The organism is Mesorhizobium sp. L103C119B0 (assembly GCF_000502235.1).
Classification (GTDB): domain Bacteria; phylum Pseudomonadota; class Alphaproteobacteria; order Rhizobiales; family Rhizobiaceae; genus Mesorhizobium.
Genome location: NZ_AYXE01000010.1, coordinates 36,364 through 56,715 on the forward strand (window position 1 = coordinate 36,364; position 20,352 = coordinate 56,715).

A 20,352-nucleotide genomic window follows, 5' to 3' on the forward strand; every position below is an offset into this window, starting at 1 on the left:
TCAGCCTATGGTTCTTTCGAGAACGCTCAGCCAGTTGCGATAGGCGATCTTCTCGATCAACGCGCGTCCGAAACCGCGCGCGGCCAGCGCATCTATCAGCTTCGGCAAGCCGGCAACGTCGCCGATGACGGCCGGAATCATCGCCCCGTCGAAATCGGAGCCGAGACCGACGCCGTCCTCGCCCAGCGCCTGCAGCAGCGAGTCGACATGGCGCACCATGATGTCGAGGCTGGTGTCCGAATTCATCCGTCCGTCTTCACGCAGGAAGCCGGTCGCGAAGTTGAGCCCGACCATGCCGCCGGTCTCGCGGATAGCGCCGAGCTGCCAGTCCGTCAGGTTGCGCGAATGGGTGCACAGCGCATGCACGTTGGAATGGGTGGCGACCAGCGGCGCATCGCTGAGTGCGGCGACATCGCGAAAGCCTTTTTCGTTGAGATGCGACAGGTCGATCATGATCTTGAGCTGATTGCAGGCCTTGACCAGCGCCTTGCCGGCATCGGTCAGCCCCGGTCCGGTATCGGGCGACGACGGAAAGCGGAACGGGACGCCATGGCCGAAGGCGTTGGGTCGGCTCCAGACAATGCCGAGCGAGCGCAGGCCGGCTTCGTAGAGCACGTCGAGCAAGGTAAGTTCGGGATCGATCGCCTCGACGCCTTCGATGTGAAACACCGCCGCGATCGAACCTTTCGCCATCGCCTCGCGAATGTCACCGGCACTGCGGCAGACGGTCAGCGCGCCCGCGCGCTCCAGCCGAAACAGGATCGAGGCCATGCCGATGGTGGAATTGAGCGCATCAGCGCGTGGCAGTTCTGGCGGCAATGGCTCATTGTCGCTCGGCGCCGGCGGCACCGCAGAGCGTTTGCTCTTCTCGACCGGCGGTGGAAAGATCGCGAACATGCCGCCGGCAAAGCCGCCCTTCTTCGCGCGCGGCAGGTCTATATGACCGCCCTGCGTCCCCTCGATGAACAGCTTTTCGACGTCGGTGTCTTTCGACTGGTACAGTCGCAGCAGCGTGTCGTTGTGGCCGTCGAAGACGGGGACGAGATCGGATTCGGTCATCAGGAAGCCATTCGGTCAGTTGGCAAGAGCGGACGAACCGCAGCGAACTGTGTACTTAGGCAAGAAGGCCGAACTGCGCAAATGCCAGAGAGGTGTTCGCTCTTGTGGCTGAGCGACTCCGACCACCTGCCGGTCCCCCGCTGCTTCGCAGCGTCCCGGCGTTCGCCGGCCTTTCATCATGCCACCGGCACGATGAATTCGCCTGCGGCGAACCGGCTGCTCACCCCACAAGGGGAGAAGGGAAAAAGGTCTATTGCTTCAGCACATCCGCCCATTCCGGATGGCGGCGGAACTGGGCGTTGGCGAAGGGGCAGAGCGGGATGATCTTCTTGCCCACGGCCCGCGCATCCTCGACGGCGCGGGTGACGAGCCGAAGGCCGGCGCCCTGGCCGCGAAACACGTCCGGCACTTCGGTGTGATCGATGATGATCTGGTGCTCGCCGACCTTGGTAAAGGTCATCTCCGCCTCGGCGCCGCCGGGTCCGCGCAGCACATAACGTCCCTTCGAGCCGCGGTCCTCGAGTTCGATCTCAGGCAATTCGTCAGGCATCGCTTGCTCCTTCAACCGGCACGGCAGCGAAAAGCCGCCTTGCCGCTTCGATCTCGTTTGGCCGAATTTCGTGGCCGCCATCGTGCCACTCCACTGTGACATCGGCGCCATCGGCACGCAAATAGGCTTCCAGCCGCGACGTCAGGTTGGGCGGGCAGATCGGATCGCGTTTGCCCGCGGTGACCAGGATGCGGCGTCCGGCAAGGCTGCCCTGCACCTGCGGTGCGAACGGGATCAGCGGGTGCATCAGCACCGCCGCATCGAACAGCTCGGGCGCGGCGAACATTACGGACGCCAGGATGTTGGCGCCGTTGGAATAGCCGAGACCCAAGACCGAAAATGGCCTTGCCGCTGCCACCTGCGCCTTGATGAAACCGGCCATCTTGGCGGTCGCCCGCGCGAGGTCGTCCATGTCGTAGACGCCCTCGCCGGTGCGGCGGAAGAAACGCGCCGCACCATGCTCGGAAACATCGCCGCGCGGCGATACGATCGTCGCCTGTGGCGCGAGGTCGCGCCCGAGCGACAGCAGCTGGCTCTCGTCCGCGCCGGTGCCGTGAAAGACGAAGAGCAGCGGGCCGCCGGGCGAACCCGGCAGCGCCTTATGGATGTAAGCTTCCTTGCTCATCGTCTCAGCCTTCCAGCTTCTGCAGATGCTCTTCAAGATAGGGCCGCAGATGCTGGTGCTGCGTCGGCAGTTTCAGGGCTTCGCCGAGATGGGCGGTGTCCTCGTCGCGGTCGAAGCCCGGCTCATTGGTGGCGACTTCGAACAGCACGCCGCCCGGCGTTCGGAAGTAGATCGCCCAGAAATAGTCGCGGTCGATCACCGGCGTTACGCCATAACCCGTATCGATCAGCGCCTTGCGCACTTCGAGTTGCTGGGCGCGATTCTCCACCGCGAAGGCGACATGGTGGACCGAGCCGGCGCCGAGATTGGCAAAGCCCGCGGTAGGCAGCGATTCGATATCGACGACATCAGCGCCGTTGCCGTTCTTGATGGCGAGCCGGCTGACACTGCCGGACTTGTTCACTTGCTCATAGCCCATGAACTTCAACAGCTCTTCCGTGGCGCCACCATCCTTCAATCTGAGCGAGACCGAGTGGAAGCCGCGTATCGCCTCATCAGCGGGAATGCCGCCTTTCAACCATGGCGCGCGGCTGTCCGCCTTGTCTTCGACCAGCGCGAAACCGTCGCCGTCGGGACCGGCGAAGGCCAGCCGCTTCTCGCCGAACGTCTCTTCGCGGGAGACACCCGCAACGCCTTCATCGGCGAAGCGCTTTTCCCAATAGCCGAGCGTGCCGGCCGGCACCGAATAGGCCGTGGTACCGACCTCGCCGACGCCGTGGCGGCCCCTGGCAATGTCCGGGAACGGAAAATAGGTCATCACCGAGCCGGGCGTACCGTGCTCGTCACCATAATAGAGGTGATAGACATCTGGCGCGTCGAAGTTGACGGTCTTCTTGACCCGGCGCAGGCCGAGCTTGTGCGTGAAGAAATCATTGTTCTGGCGCGCATCGCCGGCCATTGACGTCACGTGATGCAGGCCCTTGATCTGGTCGAGCATTGTCTTGCTCCTTCCCTTCGGTTTGCGGCTCTTGCCGCTGTCCACGCCTATATGAGTGGCCGCCCGGCAATGGCAAAGGCGGCAAACTCAGAATGGACTGTATCCCAATAGTGAACAGCAGGAAATTTTCGTTCACCATTTAAGCAAGACTGACAGGCTTGCGCTGCCGCCAAATTCCGGTTCATTGAACGTCTTCCCGACGTAACAGGATAGAGCATTGGCCGCGAAAAGCAGACGCCCGAACATCCTATTTATCTCCTGCGACCAATGGCGGGGCGATTGCCTGTCGGCTGCCGGCCATGCCGTGGTGAAGACGCCGAATGCCGATGCGCTCGCCGCCGAAGGCGTCCTTTTCATGCGGCATTACGGCGGCGCGGCGCCCTGCTCGCCGGCCCGCGCGTGCCTCTACACCGGCCTCTACCAGATGAACAATCGCGTCTGCCGCAACGGCACGCCGCTCGACGCCCGCCACGGCAACATGGCGCTTTCGGCCCGCGCCCTCGGCTATGATCCGACTTTGTTCGGCTACACCGACGTCTCGCCCGATCCGCGCACGATGGCGCCGGGCGATCCCCGGCTGAAAAGCTATGAGGGCGTGCTGCCCGGCTTCAGCGTTCGCCAGTTCCTGCCTGAGCATCAGAAACCATGGCTGTCATGGCTGAAGGCACGTGGCGTCGGCACCAGCGCGGGCTCTCCCGGCATTCACCGCCCCGTAGGCGGGGAAGCGGGCGACGCCGTGACCAGCGCGCCGCCTGTCTATTCCAGGGACGAGACGCCGACCGCTTTTCTTGCCGGCGAATTCATTCGCTGGCTGGACGAACAGGATTCGCCATGGTTCGCGCATGTCTCCTTCATCAGCCCGCATCCGCCCTTTGTCGTACCGCGGCCCTACAACACGCTGTATGATCCGGCGGACGGACCGCCCTTCCGCCATGTCGAGACTTGGCAGGCCGAGGCGCAAAGGCATCCCTATCTGGCTTACGACCTTGGTCGCCAGAAGCGGAGAAGCTTCCGCCCCGGCACCGACGGCCACGTGCGCGACTGGGGCGACGACAACATCCGGGCCATCCGCGCGATCTATTACGGCATGATCTCGGAGGTCGACGCGCAGCTTGGCCGCATCTGGCAAGCGATCAAGACGGCGAATGCATGGGATGACACCATCATCGTGCTGACTTCGGACCACGCCGAGATGATGGGCGACCATTTCATGCTGGGCAAAGGCGGCTTCTTCGACGGCAGCTATCACATCCCATTGATCGTGCGCGACCCGCGTCACGGCAATGCAGCCGGCTCGACCGTCAACCACTTCACCGAGGCCGTCGACATCTTCCCGACCTTGCTCGATCTGCTGGACGCCGACGCCCAGCTGCATCTCGACGGCCGCTCGCTAAAACCGTTCCTGCAAGATGAACCGCCTAAGGATTGGCGCGACGCGGCGCATTGGGAGTTCGACTTCCGCTCGATTGCCAGCGGTGAGGCCGAACGGCATTTCGGCATCGGCTCGCGCCAGTGCAACCTCGCCGTCATCCGTACGGAAAAATTCAAATACGTGCATTTCGGCGGCGGCCTGCCGCCGCTGCTCTTCGACATGGAGAAGGATCCGGGCGAACTGGCCAACGTTGCCGCCGACCCGGCCTATCTCAGCGTGCGGCTTGAATTTGCCGAGCGGCTGCTTGCCTGGCGCGCCGAGCATCTCGACCAGTCGCTGGCGCTTGCAGAGCTGACGGGCCAGGGGGTGGTGGGGTATGTGGGCAGGCAGTAGGCAGCAGGCAGCAGGCAGCAGGCAGCAGGCAGCAGAATGTTTCCGGCGGCCTGATGCCTAGTCGCTTGGTTTTTCGCCTACTGCCTAATCCCTACTGCCTATTCCCTTACTGTACCATCATCCGCTGCTGGTCGCGCTTCTCAGCATAGCTGCCCTTGTCATAGGCGGCCTGCGCCTGCAGCTGCTCCTTGGTGAAGTTGGTGTAGAGATATTTGTTGCCGTCCTTGTCGGTCATGAATTTGAGCTTGTCCATGCCGACCGCGACCTCCTTGGCGCCGATGCCTAGAAAGCCGCCGACATCGATGATGACGGCATCCGGCTTGCTGTCGGGCGTGAGCACGACGTCGCCGATCTCGCCGACCTTGGCGTCGTTGGCGCCATAGACGGTGGTGCCCTTCAGGTCGTCGCCTCTGATGTTACCGACCGGCATTTCGGTCAATGTGGACTTGTCGATCGCTGCCGTTTGCGTCGGATCGGTAGCCTTTGTCCCGGCCGCAGCTTCCGCGGTCTTGTCCGCTGGCTGAGCATTGTCAGCCGGTGCAACGGCCGTCGGGGCAGCCGGAGCAGTCGGCTGCGTCGCGTCGGAGGTTGTCGTCACGGGCGCCGGATCATAGGGCTTCCGGTCGAAATCAGGCTGCGCCTGCAGTTCCTCCTTGGTCGTCTGCGCCACCAGCCAGCGATCGCCGTTCTTTTCGGCCCACCGCGCCTTGGCGAAATCATAGGTGACGTTCTTTTCACCCATGCCGAGGAAGCCGCCGACGCCGATCACCAGCGACTGCGCCTTGCCATCCTTGGTCAGCACGATGTCGTTGACGTCGCCGATATTCTGGGCATCGTCGCCAGTGCCATTGTAGACATTCTCGCCGATGATGTTGGTTGCGAGATTGCCGTCAGCGCGTTTCACCGCCGGTTCTGACGGCGCGGCGTTGAGATCAACCGGCTTCTGCGGGTCGTTCTGCGCCGTGGAAGCAGGCGCCGAGGCCGGATCATAGGGCTTACGGTCGAAGTCGGGCAGCGCCGTCAACGCTTCTTTCGTCGTCTCGGCGACGAGCCAGCGGTCACCATTCCTCTCGACCCATTGCAACTTGCCGTAGTCGAAGGCGACGTTCTTGCTGCCTATGCCGAGGAAGCCGCCAACGCCGATAATGGCGGATTTCGCCTGGCCGTTTTCATCGAGGACGACGTCGCTGACGTCACCGATCTTCTGCGCATCGTCGCCGGTGCCATTGTACACCGACTCGCCGATGATATTGGTCATCAGCGCGCCGTCGGCCTGTTGCGGCGCCGGCGCGATGGTAGCAGGGGCTTCAGCCGGCGCTGGGGTCGTGGCCGGGGCCGTCGTTGACTGCGCGAACGCACCGGTAGCGATCAGCGTTGCCAGTGCGGTCGTCGCGAACAGTGTGCGGATCATGATTAAGTCTCCTCTTGCGTGATCTCATGCGCGCCGCAATCGGCAAACCACTTGCCGGGAGACCGAAGGCGGCGCCTCCAATGGGATCACAACGTTGTGACAAGGCGCTTGTTCCGAAAAAACGGGAGCATCGAAATACCCTGGGCAAGTCCGCGGAATCGCCCGACATTCCCGCCCGGCCGATGGAACCTTTGCCAGGCTTGCCCGTTTCAGCCTGCGGCTGGCATTCCGGCCTTTAAAAAAGAATACGGAGCGGGGCATGCGATTTGCAGCGGTGCTGAACCGGGACGGCGGCACCTTGCGGACCACCGATCTTTCCGCGCTAACGGACCGCATGCGCCAGACGCTCGAGGCGGCTGGTCACTCCATCGATATCGACATCGTCGCCGGCAAAGAGATTGTCGCGGCGCTCGACAAGGTCGCCGCGCGGCGCGACATCGACGTCGTGCTGGCCGGTGGCGGCGACGGCACCATTTCGGCCGCCGCGGGGCGGCTGATGAATGGCAAGAAGGCGCTGGCCGTCCTGCCTGCAGGAACAATGAACCTGTTCGCCCGCGGCCTTGGAATTCCGCAGACCATCGATGGCGCGCTGAAGTCCTTTGCCGACGGCGAGATCATGGCGGTCGATATCGCGAGCGCGAATGGCCGGCCGTTCGTGCATCAGTTCTCGATCGGCCTGCACGCCAGGATGGTGAAGCTGCGCGACAATATGGAATTCGCCTCGCGCCTGGGAAAGATTCGCGCCTCGGCCAAGGCCGCTTGGACGACGATCAACAATCCTCCAGCCATGAAGGTGACATTGACGGTCGGCGAAGCCGAAATCGTGACCCGCATCAGCGGCATCGGCATTTCCAACAATCTGTTTGGCGAAGGCCATCTGCCTTATGCCGACAATCCTGCCGGCGGCGTGCTCGGCATCTATGTCACCGTGGCGCGGCAGCGTGGCGAGCTGGTCAGGGCGCTCTTCGACATGGCTCGAGGCAGGTGGCGCGACAGCGACCATGTCGAAACTCATCAGGCCGACAAGGCAATCGTGAAAATCCATACAGGGAGCAAGAAATTCGGCGCCGTCATCGACGGCGAACTGGTCAAGCTGGAGCGTGAAACGACAATCCAGATCCACCCTGGCGCACTGAACGTCCTGGTTCCGGCGCAAGCCGCCCAGGCAAAGGCCGCCTGATGCGATTACGAATGACGAGGAAAACCCTAGCCGCCCGACTGCCCCTCGCCGGCTGGCGCGCTCTGGTTGGCCGGCGCGGTCTGGCCGGTGGGCTGCCCTTGGCTTTCAGGGGTATCTGGATCTATCTTTTGGCCATAAATCTCGGCCGCTCCCCAAGCAATGAAAGCCAGGAGCAACGCGGCGACCAATATGCGCAGGCCGTGCCAGCCCCAGCGCCCCTGACGGGCTTTGTTTTCAGGGGCGATCTTGGTCATTGGCGGCGTTCCTATCGTGCAGCCGGGATGGTGGATAAAACCATCGCCGGCGAAACATGGTGGGGTAACGATTGCTTGCTACAAAAGTTCCGGCGCGCGACGGCCGCGCAAGGTGCGCGCCACCGCGGGTGGGGCCTGCAAGCGAGGGGGCTTGGTGGATAGCAAGGTGACGAAGCAGGCTGGTTTGCCGGTTGAGGTCCGCCGCGCCGTGGCGGCGCCGGAGCGGCTTGCCGTACTGCACGGGCTTGACGCGATCGACACCGACTCCGATCCCGACTTCGATCGCATCACCGGCCTTGCCGCCGCCGTGATGCAGGCGCCGATCGCGCTCGTCACGCTGCTCGACACCGAACGACAGTGGTTCAAATCCTGTGTCGGCTTCAACGAGACCGAAACCGCGACCGACATATCGTTCTGCGCCCATACCATTGCCGCCGGCGACGAGCCGATGGTGGTGCCGGATGCCAGCATCGACCCTCGCTTCTCCCGCAACCCGCTGGTCACCGGCGAACACCATGTCCGCTTTTATGTCGGCGCGCCGATGGTGGTCGCCGGCGCGCGCGTCGGCACGGTGTGCGTACTCGACCGGGAGCCGCATGAATTTCCGTCCGCTGCCGCGCTCGATCATTTGAAATCGCTTGCCAGCCTCGCCGCCAGCCTGTTTACCCTCAAGGACGCCACCCGCAGCGGCGCCATTGCCACGGCTGCTTTGGCGCAGGAGGAAAAGCGCCGAGCCATAGCGCTCGACGCCGCCTCGCTCGCCAGTTGGGCCTGGGATATCCGCACCGACATGATCGAATGCGACGTGCGTTTGTCGGAGCTGTTCAACCTGCCGCGTTCGAACCGGCTGCGGGCGCGCGACATTCTGGCCGCCATCGACCCGCGCGACGTCTACCAGACCGAGACGCGCTTTCGCGATGCCCTGACCGGCAGCGACGACTATTTCGGCGAATACCGGGTCAAAGGCTTCGATCCGCCGCGCTGGATAGTCACCCGCGGCCGCGTCATCGAGCGCGACGGCGAAGGCAAGCCGACGCTGATCTTTGGCGTCAACTACGACATCTCGGAACGCAAGCTCGGCGAGGACCGGCAAAGGCTGCTGCTGCGCGAGCTCAACCATCGGGTCAAGAACACGCTGGCGACGGTGCAGGCGCTGGCCACACAGACCGTTCGCCACGCTCGCCGCCCAAGCGAATTCCTGGAAGCCTTCGGCGCCAGGCTGCAGGCGCTGGGCGCTGCCCATAACCTGCTGTCGGATCGCGAATGGCGCGGCATCGGTATTCGCGAACTGATGCAGATCGAGGTGAAGCCGTTCGATTCGGCAGAACGGCCGCGCATCGTGATCTCCGGTCCGGAGCTGCTGCTTTCGCCCGACCAGGCGGTGGGGCTCGGCCTGATCATGCACGAACTGGCCAGCAACGCGCTGCAATACGGATCGCTGTCGGTTGGCTCGGGGAAGGTCGATGTCGACTGGAAGGCGGCGGGCAAGAAAGGCGCGCGCCGCCTTGTGCTGACCTGGAGCGAAAGCGGCGGGCCGAAAGTCGACCCGCCGGAACGCCAGGGCTTCGGCTCTATCCTGATCCGCCGCAGCCTCGCCAAGGTTTTATCGAGCGAAGTGACCCACGAATTCCGCAGCGAAGGCGTGTTCGCCGAAATATCGATGCCGCTTGAAGATCTGCCGGCTTAAAGCAATTTCAGAAGTGCGAAGCGGTTTTCCCGGGAACAGCGTATCAGCGCGACGCGCTTTAGTCGGCTTCGCTGTCTGGATCGCCCGGATCCGGTTTGACGTTCTCGCGGTAGATGGCATAGGCCGCGAGCGCGATCATCGGGCCGAGAATGACGCCCTTCCCGCCTTTCCCCTTGAGCAAGGCCGGCAGCACGGCAAGCGCCGCGGTGATACCGAGCGCCTTCAGGTCGGCATTGCGCCTTCGCGCACGTCGGCGCGCACGCGTTCCGGCCGCAAGTTGATGAATGAGCACGATAAGCCCGGCCGTTACCAGGAAACCGGCCGCGAAGCCGAGACAGGCGGCCATCGAGCCGTAACGGTCAGCCGCCCAGATGTAGGCCGCCCCCAGGAGAAACCCGAGGCCGCACAGGGCAGCCACGGCGGCGAGCCCATAGACGATTGCCGCCGTGCGCGCGCGGCGCATGGCGGCAATGGCTTCACCCGAGGCCAAGGCCGAGATAAGCGGTGCCAGCATGCCCATCTCTGTCGAAACTAGCGCCGGGCAAGAAGCGCAAACAGGAAGCCGACGCCGGCCGCGATCGCCAGTGAAGTTACCGGCTTCTCGCGCACATTGGCCGTGATCTGGGCCTCAAGATCCTTGGCGTTGCCACGCAGGCTGTCGAAGACGGCTTCGCCCTGCGCGCGCAACTGGTCGACGCCTTCGGCAGCAGCGCGCCGCGCCGTGCCGTAACCATGTTCGCCGGTCTTGGCCAATTGCTTGGTCAATTTTTCGATATCCGCCTTCAACTGCCGAATGTCGGCCTCGAGGTCGGCGTTCGTCTGACTTTCGTTGGCGGTTTTTCCTGCGGCAGTTGCCATTCTAAACTCCTTGCGTTTGCTTGGCTTCAAACGCCCGACACACATCATGGTTCCGAAATCGGAGACCGTATCCATGAAAGGGTGTTTGCAAGTGCGAGTCCAGCCCCAGATGGAGGCCTGCCTGTCAGATCAGCGGCCGACGGCCTTCGCTTAGGCCCTCCCAGCGCGCGAGATCCTTCAGCCCCTCCCCGTCGATCACTTCGCAACCGCCGTCGCGCCAAGCGATCAGCTTGCGATCGATGAGCTTGCGGATCGTCTTGTTGGTGTGGACCAGCGACAGGCCGAGCGTATCGGCGACATGCTGCTGGGTAATCGGGATTTGCACCGGCGCCTTGCCGTTGAGCCCGACTGCCGCCGCGCGGCTGGCGATGAAGGCAATGAGATAGGCGGTGCGCTCGACCGCCGTGCGCCGACCGACGCTGAGCAGGTTCTCGTCCAGCATGCGCTCCTCGCGCGACGCCAGCCAGGTAATGTCGTAAGCAAGGCCCGGATGGTTGCGGTAGAGCTCGTGCAGGTTTTCACGCTCGAAGACGCACAACAGCATGGGCGACAGCGCCTCGACCGAGTGCTGCATTTCGCCCATCAGGCTGCCCTGCAGCCCGATAAGATCGCCGGGCATGGAGTAGTTCAGGATCTGGCGCCTGCCGTCCGACAATAGTTTGTAGCGGAAGGCCCAGCCCGAAAGCACGGTGTAGAGATGAGCACTTTGGCTGCCTTCGACCAGCACTGTGGCGCCCTTGTCGACGGCCAGTTCGCCCTTCTTGAACATGCTGACATAGGCAAGCTCCTGCTTCTCGAATTCCCGGAACACCGGCAATGGCCGAAGCGGGCAGATCTCGCATGGGTACTGACGGCTGGAAAACGAACGACCATTCTGGCCAGACATTTCGATCCCTCTTTCGAAAGTCTCTTGCCAGAGACTGAGTGCTACGCCTTTGCAAGGCCGCGGTTCCGCTGCCGATGGCATGTCTTTTTTAAATGACAGGATGGCAAATAGCGATCATGACTCGCTACACTCCACTGAGGCGAATTCGAAGCTCGCTTGTGGAGTAGAGCCGGTGGGCGAACTTTTCGGATTAAGGCCTGACCGATCCCCCAAGGTCCACGATGCGGTTGACTGGAGTCACGGTACCCGATGCTGCAAGAATTGAGGAGAGATTGCCAAGTGCCGCCATTGCTTGAGGGATTGCGAATTCTTGTCTTGGAGGATGAATTCCTGATCGCCATGGATGTCGAGCAGCTTTGCCGCGACCATGGCGCGAACGACGTAGTGATTGCCCGCGCTCTGGCCGAGATCGATGAGCAGAAGGTCGTTGGCGAGTTCGACGCCGCTATCGTGGACCTCATGCTGGGCGGAACGTCCACACTCGATTTCGCCGCGCGGCTGCGCCAATCGGGCCTGCCGTTTGTCTTTGCCTCCGGCTATTCGGACCCCGATGAGATCAAAGGGTCTTTTCCCGGCATCCGCCTGGTCACCAAGCCCTATTCGGGGACCGATCTCGTCGAGGCTCTGGCGGCGGCCTGCGGCCGCGCGCCAGTCTGAGATATCTTCGATGCGTATGTGTAGAGAGCCCAGGCCCGCAAACGGGGCCTCCGCCGTCAGGCAGCGTTTGAACCCGTCACCTGGGACGAGATCGCGTCCGGCCCGTATTCGTCTTCGCCGGAGATTTTGAGGATCTCCTGCAACCGCGTGCGGGCCCGGCTGACCCGGCTCTTGATCGTTCCGACCGCACAGCCGCAGATTTCGGCGGCCTCTTCATAGGAAAAGCCTGAAGCGCCGATGAGGATGATGGCTTCGCGCTGGTCCTCGGGGAGTTGCTCGAGCGCGCCGCGGAAATCCTTGAGGTCAAGCTGGCCGTGCTGAGCCGGATGAACGGCAAGCCTGGCCGTCATGATGCCGTCGCTGTCCTGCACCTCGCGGCCGCGCTTGCGCATCTGGGAATAGAACTCGTTGCGCAGGATGGTGAACAGCCATGCCTTGAGATTGGTGCCGGGCTGAAAGCTCTCATGCTTGTCCCAAGCCTTGACCAGCGTCTCCTGCACGAGATCGTCGGCCTTGTCGGCATTCTGCGTCAGCGACACGGCAAAAGCCCGCAGGCTCGGGATCGAGCCGAGCAGGTCGGTCTTGAACCCTTGTGAGACAGCTGCCATGCCTCAGTCCTTCTTCTGTGCGGGTTCGGCCTTTTCCAGTTGGCTGAGCAACTGGGCAAAGCGATCCGGCACATTGTCCGAGACCAGCTCGTCATAATACTGTTTGAGTTTACGGCCAATTTCCGAATTCGCCCCGAGCGGGTCGCCGGAATTGGCCCGGCGCCTGTCAGCGGCGCCAGCCAGCGTTTCTTTATTCATGTCCTTCATTTCGCCCTTAAATCCAGCGCCCCGAGCCGCCCCATTACACAACGCAAAGCGGCCCCCTCGTCTGGTTGCCCATCGCACCACAAACGTCGCCCGTGCAGTTTCGTTCCACAAGTGTCGGAACTTTTTCGCAAAACCCGCGTTTGGGTGTTGGGGCTTGCAATCAGCTTGACCTGCAATCTATGCAATCACGTCATCTGAGGGAGACGTCTACCATGAGCCTTTCCGCAACCATCGCTCCGCACCTGCCGTTCCTGCGCCGCTTTTCACGCGCCGTATCCGGATCGCAGGAGAGTGGCGATGCGCTGGTCGCCGCGATGCTCGAAGCCATCATCGCCGACGTCGACATCTTCCCGCAAGCGTCAAGCGACCGCATCGCGCTCTACAAGGTATTCGCCAAACTGTTCACCTCCATTGCCATCCGCGTTCCGCAGGAGCAGGCGCAATCGGCATGGGAGCAGCGCGCCGCTGCCAATCTGAACGCCATTGCGCCACGGCCACGCCAGGCTTTCCTGCTGGTCGCGGTCGAAGGCTTCGGTGAAGACGAGGCAGCTGAAATTCTCGATGTCGACGCCAAGGAATTCTCCGAACTGCTTGCCCAGGCGAGCAACGAGATCTCTCGCCAGGTGGCGACCGATGTGCTGATCATCGAGGACGAGCCGCTGATCGCCATGGACATCGAGGAAATGGTCGAGAGCCTCGGCCACCACGTGGTCGGAACCGCGCGCACCCATACCGAGGCGGTGGCGATGTTCGGCAAGACAAGGCCGAAGATGGTGCTGGCCGACATTCAGCTTGCCGATGGCAGCTCGGGTATCGATGCGGTCAACGAAATCCTGTCGTCGACTTCGGTGCCGGTAATCTTCATCACCGCCTTCCCCGAACGTCTGCTGACCGGCGAGCGGCCTGAACCGGCCTTCCTCGTCACCAAGCCGTTCAATCCCGACATGGTCAAGGCGCTGATCAGCCAAGCGCTGTTCTTCGACCGGCAGGCCAAGGCCGCCGCGTGAAGTAGGGCCTTCAATCTCCAACTTTTCGCCGCCTCGCAGCGTTGGCGGCACTGGCGATCGCCTAACCCGGCGATCGGCGGCTGCCCGTCGCGCCGTATCGCGCTCACGCGCGCGAATCAATTCGCGTCCGGGCCTCTTCCAAAGACCTTCTTTTTCGGCAAATGGTGGAACAAACAGCAATCACTCACGTTCTTGATCCAGTATCGGAAGGAGACAGATCATGCTCTACTGGGCGCTCGTATTTCTCGTCGTGGCGATCATCGCCGGCGCGCTTGGTTTCGGCGGCATCGCCGGTACCTCGGCCGGTATCGCGCAAATATTGTTCTTCATCTTTCTCGCCTTCCTCGTCATCTCGCTTCTGGCCGGCCTGTTCAGACGGGCATCGTAGGAGCGGGCGAAGAACACTGGAAGCCGCACCCCTCAAACGGTTTCCAGCCACCGCCGGGCGATGTCCTCCAACGGGACATCGTCCGGCGGACCTTTTCTGGGGACCTACTCAGGAACTGAGTCCAAGTGAATCGTTCGGTCCTGATCAGGTGGACAGGTGATTGATGCGTTCCATTGGCGGAGGCGAGAGCGGACAGGGCGACGAGGTGATCGCACTGCACCCGGCTGAAAGCGGAATGCAGCTTGGCCGGGCCTTGCTTCACGCTCTGCACAATGCCGGCATTTCCGTCCTCTATCAGGATCGTGAATTGAAGACTGTATGGGCCCGCAACATGCGTGCGCCGTGGGTTTCCGACACAGCCGACAGCAACGGCGCGTTGCCACCGGCGCAAGCTGAGCAAATCGCCGCCGCCAAAAGCAATGTGATCGCTTCCGGCAATCCGGAACGCCTTGAACTGAGTGTTCCCACCGGTGATGGCATGCGCTGGTTCCAGGTATGGGTCGATGCCGATCGGGGCCATCGCGGCGACGTGCAGGGCGTCGTCACCACGATGGTGGAAACCACCGAGCAGAAACGCCGCGAACAGACGCTGAAGACGCTGTTGCGCGAAGTCAGCCACCGCTCCAAGAACCTGTTGGCCATCATCCAGAGTATTGCCACCCAGACCGGCCGCTATTCCGAGACACCCGACGATTTCCTGAAGCGCTTTCGCGGCCGCCTGCAGTCACTGGCTTCCTCCCAGGATCTGGTAACGTCGTCGAACTGGCGGGGTGCAGCACTTCGCGAGCTTATCCGCGGCCAGGTCGTTCGCTACGGCGCCGATCCCGCGCAGAGCCTGCGCTTCAATGGCGTCAACCCCTACCTCAATCCCAACGCGGCCATTCATATTGGACTGGCAATGCACGAACTCGCCGTCAATTCATTCAGCTACGGCGCCCTGGCGCGGCCGGACGGCTTTGTCGAGGTAACCGCCGATCTGTCGAACGTCGCAGAGGCCGCAGACAAGCCGGCTTTGTCGCTGACCTGGGTCGAGGCCATTGTCGCCAATGATAACAGGCGCACCGAGAAACGCTTCGGCAGCGTTGCCCTCGAACGTGTCGTGCCGGCATCGCTGAACGGCACGGCGACGCTGGAGATCACCAGTGACCGCCTCGAATATCGCCTCGTCGTTCCGCACGGCAATTTCGAAACCGAATGAGCGGCGGGATTCCTTAACCGGCTGTTCACCATAAAATCCGATGCTGTGGTTCCCAGAGATTGCTGGATCTTGACCGATTCAACCGATGTTTCGGCCGCAGCCTGCAACGCGAGTATGGGAGGAATGATCATGACGGTTGCCGATATGAACAGGCTGGAGCAGGCCGCCCGGGTGTCCATGAGCGGCTTTCAGGATCCTGACGCTTCAGCCTCGCCTTTGCAGCACGCCTGGCATCCCTTGCTTCGCGTCGCCGCTGTCGCGCTCGTCGCCGCTGTTGTGCTGATCGTGGCGTCGCAATTGGCCTGAGCCAGATGCTCAGGTTCACGCTGCTCCCAAGCAGCCTGGCTCAGAAGCTGTCCAGCTCGTAGCCGACCAATTATTAACGCCCCTTTCGGCACAGGAACTTTGACGGCTGTGGACCGTTCTTATGGCGAGAGGACGTATCGCCGTGGAACACATCGCCGCTTTGCTTTTGGTAATTGGCTGTTCGAACAACATGACCGAATGTCGTGAACTGCCGGTGCCGGTCAGTGTTTTCGAAACCGCCGAAGCATGCACGGCAGAACGTCCATTCGCTGCCGGCGACGTGCAGGGTCAGGCCGAGCACGTCGTTGCCAAATGTCTTACGGTCGACCCCGCGCTGGAGGATGATTACGACCAGATCGTCTGGAACGTGCGCCCGGACGGCACCCTCGACGCGTCTTTGCAGATTTCCAGTGTCGTGGTCGCGTCGAACGCCACGCGCCGCGAAAAAGACTCTCTTAGCCAACAATAAGATCGAGCGGGCAAAGGCTGCTGTTTCGTGCTAAATAGCGGCTGGAGCTTACTAAAGTGAGGACAAAGTGAGGAGAGATTCTATGCGGAAATTGATTATTGCCATGGTTGCGGTGGTCGCCGTCAGCGGCTGCAGCACGACCGAGCAGGATGTCGGTGTCGGCGCCGGTGTCGGTGCTTTGGCCGGCGGACTGATCGGCGGCGGCAAGGGTGCGCTGATCGGCGCAGCCGTTGGCGCCGGTTCCGGCCTGCTGGTGCGCAACCTGCGCAACGGCTATTGCCAGTATCGCGACAATCGCGGCCGGCTCTACACCGCTCGCTGCTGATCCGCTTCAAAAGCGTCAGACAATCGCGACGGAGACCGGTCAGCCGGTCTCCGTTTGTTTGACTGCATCAGGCTGCGGGATCCTGATTTCCACCGTAAGCCCATCGATGCGAAAATCTCGGGCAATCGTGCCGCGCAATTCGCGCGTGACATTGAGGTCGATCAGCTTGGTGCCGAAGCCGGTCTTCGCCGGCGCTTCGAGTTCCTTCTGCCCGGCCTCGCGCCAGTTCAGAACCAGCATCCGCTCGGACCCGCGCCCCTCGAACGACCAGTCGACCTTGAGCGCACCCACGGAATTGCCGGCCTCGCCATATTTCAGCGCATTCGTCGCCAGTTCGTGAAAGGTCAGGCCAAGCGCCTGCGTCGTCCTCTCGTCGAGCAGCACCTGAGGCCCTGACAATATCCCTTCCGGAAGCTCCTTGCCGAACACCTGGCCGAGCTCGATGCGCAGCAGGTCGCCAAGATCGGCCTTCTGCCAGCGCGAACGCGTCAGCATATCCTGGGAAGCCGCCATTGCCTGCAGGCGGGCTGAGAAGGAAGTTGAGAACTCCTTCACGTCGGTTGCTTGCGCTGCCGTCTGGCGCGCAATCGCCAGCACCCGCGTGATCGAATTCTTGATCCGATGCTTCATCTCCTGCAGCATCAAATCCTTTTCGAGCAGGCTTTTTTCCGTCGTTTCATGCAGCAGCGACTTGGCGTCGTAGGCGCGCTCCTGGTAGCGCGCCACCAACGCGATGGCCCCGGCCAGAAGCAGGCCGAACAGCCCGAGCATGACCGGAATGGCGCGCGAGGACGGTTGCGAAAATGCACTTGTCGGCCGGAACAGCACCGTCCACGGCCGACCGGCGACGATGATCTTGCGCGTCACCAACAGCCTGTCGCCAAAGCTCGCAACCGGCGGCGTTTCCGACTGGAACAGAAGATTGTCGGCGTCGGCCGTGCCGTCATAGACCGCGGTGTTGACCGGCAGCAAAGGCGTGCGGCTGAGCGCGGTCTGGAACAGGTCGCGGGCGCGGAAGGCCGCGTAGAGAAGGCCTGATGTCGATGATCTGGACGCATTGATACCATCCGGCGCGGTTTCGACATTGAGCCTGACGAAGACCAGGAAACCGGTAAAGGTCTGCGCCGCGCCAGTGTCCTGGCCGAGCTGGACCAGACCGCTTGCGTGCTGTGCGTCATCGGCCATCGCTTTTTCGATCGCCTCGCGCCGCACCGGCTCGGTGAACATGTCGTAGCCGATGGTGGATTCGTTGGCAGGGTCGAGCGGCTCGAACAGCACGACGGGCGTGCGCCATGGCTGTGTCGTGTCCGGATAGACCGTGTGGGCGGCGCCGCGGTCGCGCAACATGTCGCGCTCGACCGCCGCTTCGTCACCGGTCTTGGCCAGCCTGAGATAGCCGATGCCGCGCAGGCCGGCGAAATTGTTATCGACATCGAGGGCGCTGAAGAAGGCCTTGAATTCGCTACCTGAAATCTCGCCATTGCGGGCGTCGAACAGCGCCTGCGTCGAGCGCAGCAGTGACAGATGCAGATCGATACGGCTTTCGATGCGGTTGAGCGCGTCGTCGGCCGTCGCCTCGAACTTGATGCGCGCCGCTTCCTGGGTCGCGAAATAGGCGAAGCCCGCCATCGTCAGGCTGATCAGTGCAACGGCAATGAAGGCAAGGATCGGGAAAAACTTCTTCAACGCAGGCCCATGGACGGTTCGGGACCTTTATGGGCAAGTCGCCGCGGCAAGACAATGGCGCGGCCAAGCCATAATGACAGCTGGCATATCATGCATATTTAGCCGGCTTATCGATCTCGAGCATCAGTGAACATGACAGCTGACGATAGCGTGGTCTCAGGCCGCGATCTTCAGCGCACCCGGACCGGGAATGGCGCCGGGCGGGCACTTTCCCAGGATGATCATGCCGAGCACTTCGTCCTGCGTCACATCGGTGGTGAGCGCGGTGCCGACGACCTGGCCGTTCTTCATTACGCAGACCCGGTCGGCAAGCTCGAACACGTCGTGAATGTCGTGGCTGATCAGGAAAATGCCGATGCCGTCGGCCTTGAGCTGCTTTACCAGTTCGCCGACCTGCGCCGTCTCCTGCGGCCCAAGCGCGGCCGTCGGTTCGTCCATGATCAGGATGCGGGCGTTGAACAGGATGGCGCGTGCGATCGCCACCGACTGGCGCTGGCCGCCCGATAGCTTGATCACGGGCTCCTTGAAGCGCTGGAAGCGCGGATTGAGCCGGCCCATCACCTTGCGCGCCTCGGCCTCCATGGCGACATCGTCGAGTGTCCCCCACGCGGTCATCAGTTCGCGGCCGAGGAAGAGGTTGGCGGCAGCGTCGACATTGTCGGCCAGCGCAAGCGTCTGGTAGATCGTTTCGATGCCGTATTTCTTGGCGTCGCGCGGATTGGAGATCGAGGCCTCCTGGCCGTTGACCAAGATCTGGCCGGCATCGCGCTTGTAGGCGCCCGACAGGATCTTGATCAGCGTCGACTTACCGGCGCCGTTGTGGCCAAGCAGCGCCACCACTTCGCCCGGGAAAAGATCGATGGACGCATCGTCGACGGCGCGAATGCCACCGAACGCGATCGAGATGTTGCGCATGTCGATCAGTGGCGTACCGGTGGGAGCAGTTTTTTCCATAATCGTTCCTCCCTAGACGCGCTTGCGGTAGACGGTGTCGAGCCAGACGGCGATGACCAGGACAGCGCCAACGACAATGCTCTGCAGCGGCGAGTCGATGCCGAGCAGCACCATGCCGGATTGCAGCGACTGCATCAGTAGCGCGCCGAGCATGGCGCCCATCACCGTTCCGGCGCCGCCCGCGAGCGACGTGCCGCCGATGACAGCGGCCGCGATCACCAAAAGCTCGTCCAGTGTGCCCAGCGCATTGGTTGACGCATTGAGACGGGCCGACGAGATCGCCGCGCTGATTGCAGCCAGCACACCCATGATCATGAACACCTTCATGGTCACCCAGCGCGTGTTGATGCCGGCGAGTTCCGCTGCCTCCGGATTGCCCCCGATGGCGAAGACATAGCGGCCGAAACGCGTGCGCTTGGTGATGAACGTCATGATGATGCCGACAATCACCGCCATTAGCACCGGTATGGCGATGCCATGCGCGATGAACAGCCCGCCTTCGGGAACGGTGATGCCGTTCTGCTGTGCGTACTGGCGCACGATGCCGATCGGCCATGGATAGGAATTGGCGATCCACACGGCGCCGAGGATGGCCGCGCAAGTGACCACGCCAAGCAAGGTCTCGGCCCAGACGGGGCGCAGTGGAAAGCTGAAGCGCTTGCGCTGTGAGCGACCGTTGAGCAGCGCGAAGGCGACCGCCGCGCAGGCGACGATGCCGACGATCCAGCTGGCAGCGGCGCCAATCGAGCCGCGTGGTCCGCCGCCCATCAGCTGGAAGGTGGCGTCGAGTGGCGCGACCGTGCGCCCGCTGGTGATGAGCCATGCCATGCCACGCCAGACCAGCAGGCCACCAAGCGTCACGATGAAGGCCGGAACCTGCATATAGGCGATGATGAAGCCCTGGAACGCGCCGATCAGCAGACCAAGCACCACGCCGGCGGCAAGCGCGACGACCCAGAGCCAGGGGTTTCCAAGCTGGAAGCCGATGACGCGAATCAGGAATTCGGCCTGTGCCACGCCCATGATCATGCCGATCACGCCTTCGACGGAGCCCACCGAAAGGTCGATGTTGCGCATGACGATGACCAGTACCATGCCGGTCGCCATGATCGCGACCGAGGAGGTCTGCACCGACAGGTTCCAAAGATTGCGCGGCGTCAGGAAAAGCCCGCCCGACAGGATATGTATGCCGACCCAGATGACCAGCAGCGCGCCGACCATGCCGAGCATGCGCGTGTCGAGCTCGGTCGCCTTCAGGAACCGGGCGACCGCGCCGAGTTCAGACGCTCGTGCCGTATCGGCCTGCGGATTTGAGGTCGTGTCGGTCATGATGTC

24 protein-coding genes are annotated in these 20,352 nt (G+C 62.6%); 10 read left to right on the forward strand and 14 right to left on the reverse strand.

Annotated features, from left to right (window positions below):
- The 4 genes from X728_RS148880 to X728_RS148865 all read right to left on the reverse strand — a co-directional run bounded on the left by X728_RS148880 (position 1) and on the right by X728_RS148865 (position 3,171).
- Entirely contained in the window at positions 1 to 1,059 is a 1,059-nt protein-coding gene (locus X728_RS148880) for a dipeptidase (protein ID WP_023832002.1), read from the reverse strand.
- A 250-nt stretch (positions 1,060 to 1,309) separates the two neighbouring features.
- Positions 1,310 to 1,609, reverse strand: coding sequence for a GNAT family N-acetyltransferase (locus X728_RS148875; RefSeq protein WP_023683956.1), 300 nt, complete (start codon positions 1,607 to 1,609; stop codon positions 1,310 to 1,312).
- The gene (locus X728_RS148870; RefSeq protein ID WP_023832003.1) at positions 1,602 to 2,234 is read right to left on the reverse strand and encodes an alpha/beta hydrolase; all 633 of its coding nucleotides are present in this window, start codon (positions 2,232 to 2,234) and stop codon (positions 1,602 to 1,604) included. The genes X728_RS148875 and X728_RS148870 overlap by 8 nt, the downstream gene beginning before the upstream one ends.
- A 4-nt stretch (positions 2,235 to 2,238) precedes the next feature.
- Positions 2,239 to 3,171: a VOC family protein gene (locus X728_RS148865; protein ID WP_023832004.1), complete on the reverse strand. Its 933-nt coding sequence runs from the start codon at positions 3,169 to 3,171 to the stop codon at positions 2,239 to 2,241.
- Between the two features lie 217 nt (positions 3,172 to 3,388).
- Between X728_RS148865 and X728_RS148860 the strand changes: the two genes are divergently transcribed.
- Positions 3,389 to 4,936, forward strand: coding sequence for an alkaline phosphatase family protein (locus X728_RS148860; RefSeq protein WP_023832005.1), 1,548 nt, complete (start codon positions 3,389 to 3,391; stop codon positions 4,934 to 4,936).
- A 106-nt stretch (positions 4,937 to 5,042) separates the two neighbouring features.
- Here X728_RS148860 and X728_RS148855 read toward each other — a convergent pair whose 3' ends face one another.
- Entirely contained in the window at positions 5,043 to 6,347 is a 1,305-nt protein-coding gene (locus tag X728_RS148855; RefSeq protein WP_023832006.1) for a PRC-barrel domain-containing protein, read from the reverse strand.
- Between the two features lie 259 nt (positions 6,348 to 6,606).
- Here X728_RS148855 and X728_RS148850 point away from each other — a divergent pair, with 259 nt between their 5' ends.
- Positions 6,607 to 7,527 carry a diacylglycerol kinase family protein gene (locus X728_RS148850; RefSeq protein WP_023696423.1) on the forward strand — a complete coding sequence of 307 codons (921 nt, stop codon included), beginning with the start codon at positions 6,607 to 6,609 and terminating at the stop codon, positions 7,525 to 7,527.
- Positions 7,528 to 7,553: 26 nt separating this feature from the next.
- On the opposite strand, the gene X728_RS148845 is transcribed toward X728_RS148850, so the two are convergent.
- Positions 7,554 to 7,781 carry a hypothetical protein gene (locus X728_RS148845; RefSeq protein WP_023696424.1) on the reverse strand — a complete coding sequence of 76 codons (228 nt, stop codon included), beginning with the start codon at positions 7,779 to 7,781 and terminating at the stop codon, positions 7,554 to 7,556.
- A 154-nt stretch (positions 7,782 to 7,935) separates the two neighbouring features.
- Here X728_RS148845 and X728_RS148840 point away from each other — a divergent pair, with 154 nt between their 5' ends.
- Positions 7,936 to 9,468, forward strand: a complete 1,533-nt coding sequence (locus X728_RS148840; protein ID WP_023826743.1) for an HWE histidine kinase domain-containing protein — start codon at positions 7,936 to 7,938, stop codon at positions 9,466 to 9,468.
- Between the two features lie 58 nt (positions 9,469 to 9,526).
- Here the strand turns inward: X728_RS148840 and X728_RS148835 are convergent, their stop codons facing one another.
- The 3 genes from X728_RS148835 to X728_RS148825 form a co-directional block, all read right to left on the reverse strand.
- Positions 9,527 to 9,988 carry a hypothetical protein gene (locus tag X728_RS148835; protein ID WP_023706299.1) on the reverse strand — a complete coding sequence of 154 codons (462 nt, stop codon included), beginning with the start codon at positions 9,986 to 9,988 and terminating at the stop codon, positions 9,527 to 9,529.
- Between the two features lie 11 nt (positions 9,989 to 9,999).
- Complete coding sequence (locus X728_RS148830; protein WP_023670092.1) at positions 10,000 to 10,326, reverse strand: DUF883 family protein; 327 nt, start codon at positions 10,324 to 10,326, stop codon at positions 10,000 to 10,002.
- A gap of 124 nt (positions 10,327 to 10,450) precedes the next feature.
- Positions 10,451 to 11,212, reverse strand: coding sequence for a Crp/Fnr family transcriptional regulator (locus tag X728_RS148825; protein ID WP_023670093.1), 762 nt, complete (start codon positions 11,210 to 11,212; stop codon positions 10,451 to 10,453).
- A gap of 339 nt (positions 11,213 to 11,551) precedes the next feature.
- On the opposite strand from X728_RS148825, the gene X728_RS148820 reads away from it, so the two are divergent.
- Complete coding sequence (locus X728_RS148820; RefSeq protein ID WP_050485906.1) at positions 11,552 to 11,869, forward strand: response regulator; 318 nt, start codon at positions 11,552 to 11,554, stop codon at positions 11,867 to 11,869.
- Between the two features lie 56 nt (positions 11,870 to 11,925).
- Here X728_RS148820 and X728_RS148815 read toward each other — a convergent pair whose 3' ends face one another.
- Both X728_RS148815 and X728_RS148810 read right to left on the reverse strand, forming a co-directional pair.
- Entirely contained in the window at positions 11,926 to 12,477 is a 552-nt protein-coding gene (locus tag X728_RS148815; RefSeq protein ID WP_023670095.1) for a sigma-70 family RNA polymerase sigma factor, read from the reverse strand.
- A 3-nt stretch (positions 12,478 to 12,480) separates the two neighbouring features.
- Complete coding sequence (locus tag X728_RS148810; protein ID WP_023670096.1) at positions 12,481 to 12,684, reverse strand: NepR family anti-sigma factor; 204 nt, start codon at positions 12,682 to 12,684, stop codon at positions 12,481 to 12,483.
- A 212-nt stretch (positions 12,685 to 12,896) separates the two neighbouring features.
- On the opposite strand from X728_RS148810, the gene X728_RS148805 reads away from it, so the two are divergent.
- From X728_RS148805 to X728_RS148780, 6 genes are all read left to right on the forward strand, one after another.
- On the forward strand, positions 12,897 to 13,691 hold the full coding sequence (locus tag X728_RS148805) for a response regulator (RefSeq protein WP_023670097.1): 795 nt from the start codon (positions 12,897 to 12,899) through the stop codon (positions 13,689 to 13,691).
- A 220-nt stretch (positions 13,692 to 13,911) separates the two neighbouring features.
- Positions 13,912 to 14,079 carry a DUF1328 domain-containing protein gene (locus X728_RS1000000169110; RefSeq protein WP_023670098.1) on the forward strand — a complete coding sequence of 56 codons (168 nt, stop codon included), beginning with the start codon at positions 13,912 to 13,914 and terminating at the stop codon, positions 14,077 to 14,079.
- 163 nt (positions 14,080 to 14,242) lie between these two features.
- A complete protein-coding gene (locus X728_RS148795) occupies positions 14,243 to 15,277 on the forward strand; it encodes a PAS domain-containing sensor histidine kinase (RefSeq protein ID WP_023670099.1) in 1,035 nt (344 codons plus the stop codon).
- Positions 15,278 to 15,406: 129 nt separating this feature from the next.
- Positions 15,407 to 15,583: a hypothetical protein gene (locus tag X728_RS1000000171055; RefSeq protein WP_023670100.1), complete on the forward strand. Its 177-nt coding sequence runs from the start codon at positions 15,407 to 15,409 to the stop codon at positions 15,581 to 15,583.
- Between the two features lie 142 nt (positions 15,584 to 15,725).
- Positions 15,726 to 16,052 (forward strand): hypothetical protein, encoded by a 327-nt coding sequence (locus tag X728_RS148785; RefSeq protein WP_023670101.1) that lies wholly within the window; start codon positions 15,726 to 15,728, stop codon positions 16,050 to 16,052.
- 82 nt (positions 16,053 to 16,134) lie between these two features.
- Positions 16,135 to 16,377, forward strand: coding sequence for a YMGG-like glycine zipper-containing protein (locus X728_RS148780; protein ID WP_023670102.1), 243 nt, complete (start codon positions 16,135 to 16,137; stop codon positions 16,375 to 16,377).
- 39 nt (positions 16,378 to 16,416) lie between these two features.
- Here X728_RS148780 and X728_RS148775 read toward each other — a convergent pair whose 3' ends face one another.
- The 3 genes from X728_RS148775 to X728_RS148765 all read right to left on the reverse strand — a co-directional run bounded on the left by X728_RS148775 (position 16,417) and on the right by X728_RS148765 (position 20,346).
- Positions 16,417 to 18,063 carry a CHASE domain-containing protein gene (locus tag X728_RS148775; RefSeq protein ID WP_023670103.1) on the reverse strand — a complete coding sequence of 549 codons (1,647 nt, stop codon included), beginning with the start codon at positions 18,061 to 18,063 and terminating at the stop codon, positions 16,417 to 16,419.
- Between the two features lie 156 nt (positions 18,064 to 18,219).
- Positions 18,220 to 19,017 carry an ATP-binding cassette domain-containing protein gene (locus tag X728_RS148770; RefSeq protein ID WP_023683966.1) on the reverse strand — a complete coding sequence of 266 codons (798 nt, stop codon included), beginning with the start codon at positions 19,015 to 19,017 and terminating at the stop codon, positions 18,220 to 18,222.
- A 12-nt stretch (positions 19,018 to 19,029) separates the two neighbouring features.
- On the reverse strand, positions 19,030 to 20,346 hold the full coding sequence (locus tag X728_RS148765) for a sugar ABC transporter permease (protein WP_023683967.1): 1,317 nt from the start codon (positions 20,344 to 20,346) through the stop codon (positions 19,030 to 19,032).
- Positions 20,347 to 20,352 lie beyond the last annotated feature (6 nt).

Excerpts from the sequence above, each read along its gene's own strand:
- X728_RS148880 (WP_023832002.1), bottom strand. The coding sequence starts at position 1,059 with ATGACCGAATCCGATCTCGTCCCCGTCTTCGACGGCCACAACGACACG.
- X728_RS148875 (WP_023683956.1), bottom strand. The coding sequence starts at position 1,609 with ATGCCTGACGAATTGCCTGAGATCGAACTCGAGGACCGCGGCTCGAAG.
- X728_RS148870 (WP_023832003.1), bottom strand. The coding sequence starts at position 2,234 with ATGAGCAAGGAAGCTTACATCCATAAGGCGCTGCCGGGTTCGCCCGGC.
- X728_RS148865 (WP_023832004.1), bottom strand. The coding sequence starts at position 3,171 with ATGCTCGACCAGATCAAGGGCCTGCATCACGTGACGTCAATGGCCGGC.
- X728_RS148855 (WP_023832006.1), bottom strand. The coding sequence starts at position 6,347 with ATGATCCGCACACTGTTCGCGACGACCGCACTGGCAACGCTGATCGCT.
- X728_RS148850 (WP_023696423.1), top strand. The coding sequence starts at position 6,607 with ATGCGATTTGCAGCGGTGCTGAACCGGGACGGCGGCACCTTGCGGACC.
- X728_RS148845 (WP_023696424.1), bottom strand. The coding sequence starts at position 7,781 with ATGACCAAGATCGCCCCTGAAAACAAAGCCCGTCAGGGGCGCTGGGGC.
- X728_RS148835 (WP_023706299.1), bottom strand. The coding sequence starts at position 9,988 with ATGGGCATGCTGGCACCGCTTATCTCGGCCTTGGCCTCGGGTGAAGCC.
- X728_RS148830 (WP_023670092.1), bottom strand. The coding sequence starts at position 10,326 with ATGGCAACTGCCGCAGGAAAAACCGCCAACGAAAGTCAGACGAACGCC.
- X728_RS148825 (WP_023670093.1), bottom strand. The coding sequence starts at position 11,212 with ATGTCTGGCCAGAATGGTCGTTCGTTTTCCAGCCGTCAGTACCCATGC.
- X728_RS148820 (WP_050485906.1), top strand. The coding sequence starts at position 11,552 with ATGGATGTCGAGCAGCTTTGCCGCGACCATGGCGCGAACGACGTAGTG.
- X728_RS148815 (WP_023670095.1), bottom strand. The coding sequence starts at position 12,477 with ATGGCAGCTGTCTCACAAGGGTTCAAGACCGACCTGCTCGGCTCGATC.
- X728_RS148810 (WP_023670096.1), bottom strand. The coding sequence starts at position 12,684 with ATGAAGGACATGAATAAAGAAACGCTGGCTGGCGCCGCTGACAGGCGC.
- X728_RS148805 (WP_023670097.1), top strand. The coding sequence starts at position 12,897 with ATGAGCCTTTCCGCAACCATCGCTCCGCACCTGCCGTTCCTGCGCCGC.
- X728_RS1000000169110 (WP_023670098.1), top strand. The coding sequence starts at position 13,912 with ATGCTCTACTGGGCGCTCGTATTTCTCGTCGTGGCGATCATCGCCGGC.
- X728_RS148795 (WP_023670099.1), top strand. The coding sequence starts at position 14,243 with ATGCGTTCCATTGGCGGAGGCGAGAGCGGACAGGGCGACGAGGTGATC.
- X728_RS1000000171055 (WP_023670100.1), top strand. The coding sequence starts at position 15,407 with ATGACGGTTGCCGATATGAACAGGCTGGAGCAGGCCGCCCGGGTGTCC.
- X728_RS148780 (WP_023670102.1), top strand. The coding sequence starts at position 16,135 with ATGCGGAAATTGATTATTGCCATGGTTGCGGTGGTCGCCGTCAGCGGC.
- X728_RS148770 (WP_023683966.1), bottom strand. The coding sequence starts at position 19,017 with ATGGAAAAAACTGCTCCCACCGGTACGCCACTGATCGACATGCGCAAC.
- X728_RS148765 (WP_023683967.1), bottom strand. The coding sequence starts at position 20,346 with ATGACCGACACGACCTCAAATCCGCAGGCCGATACGGCACGAGCGTCT.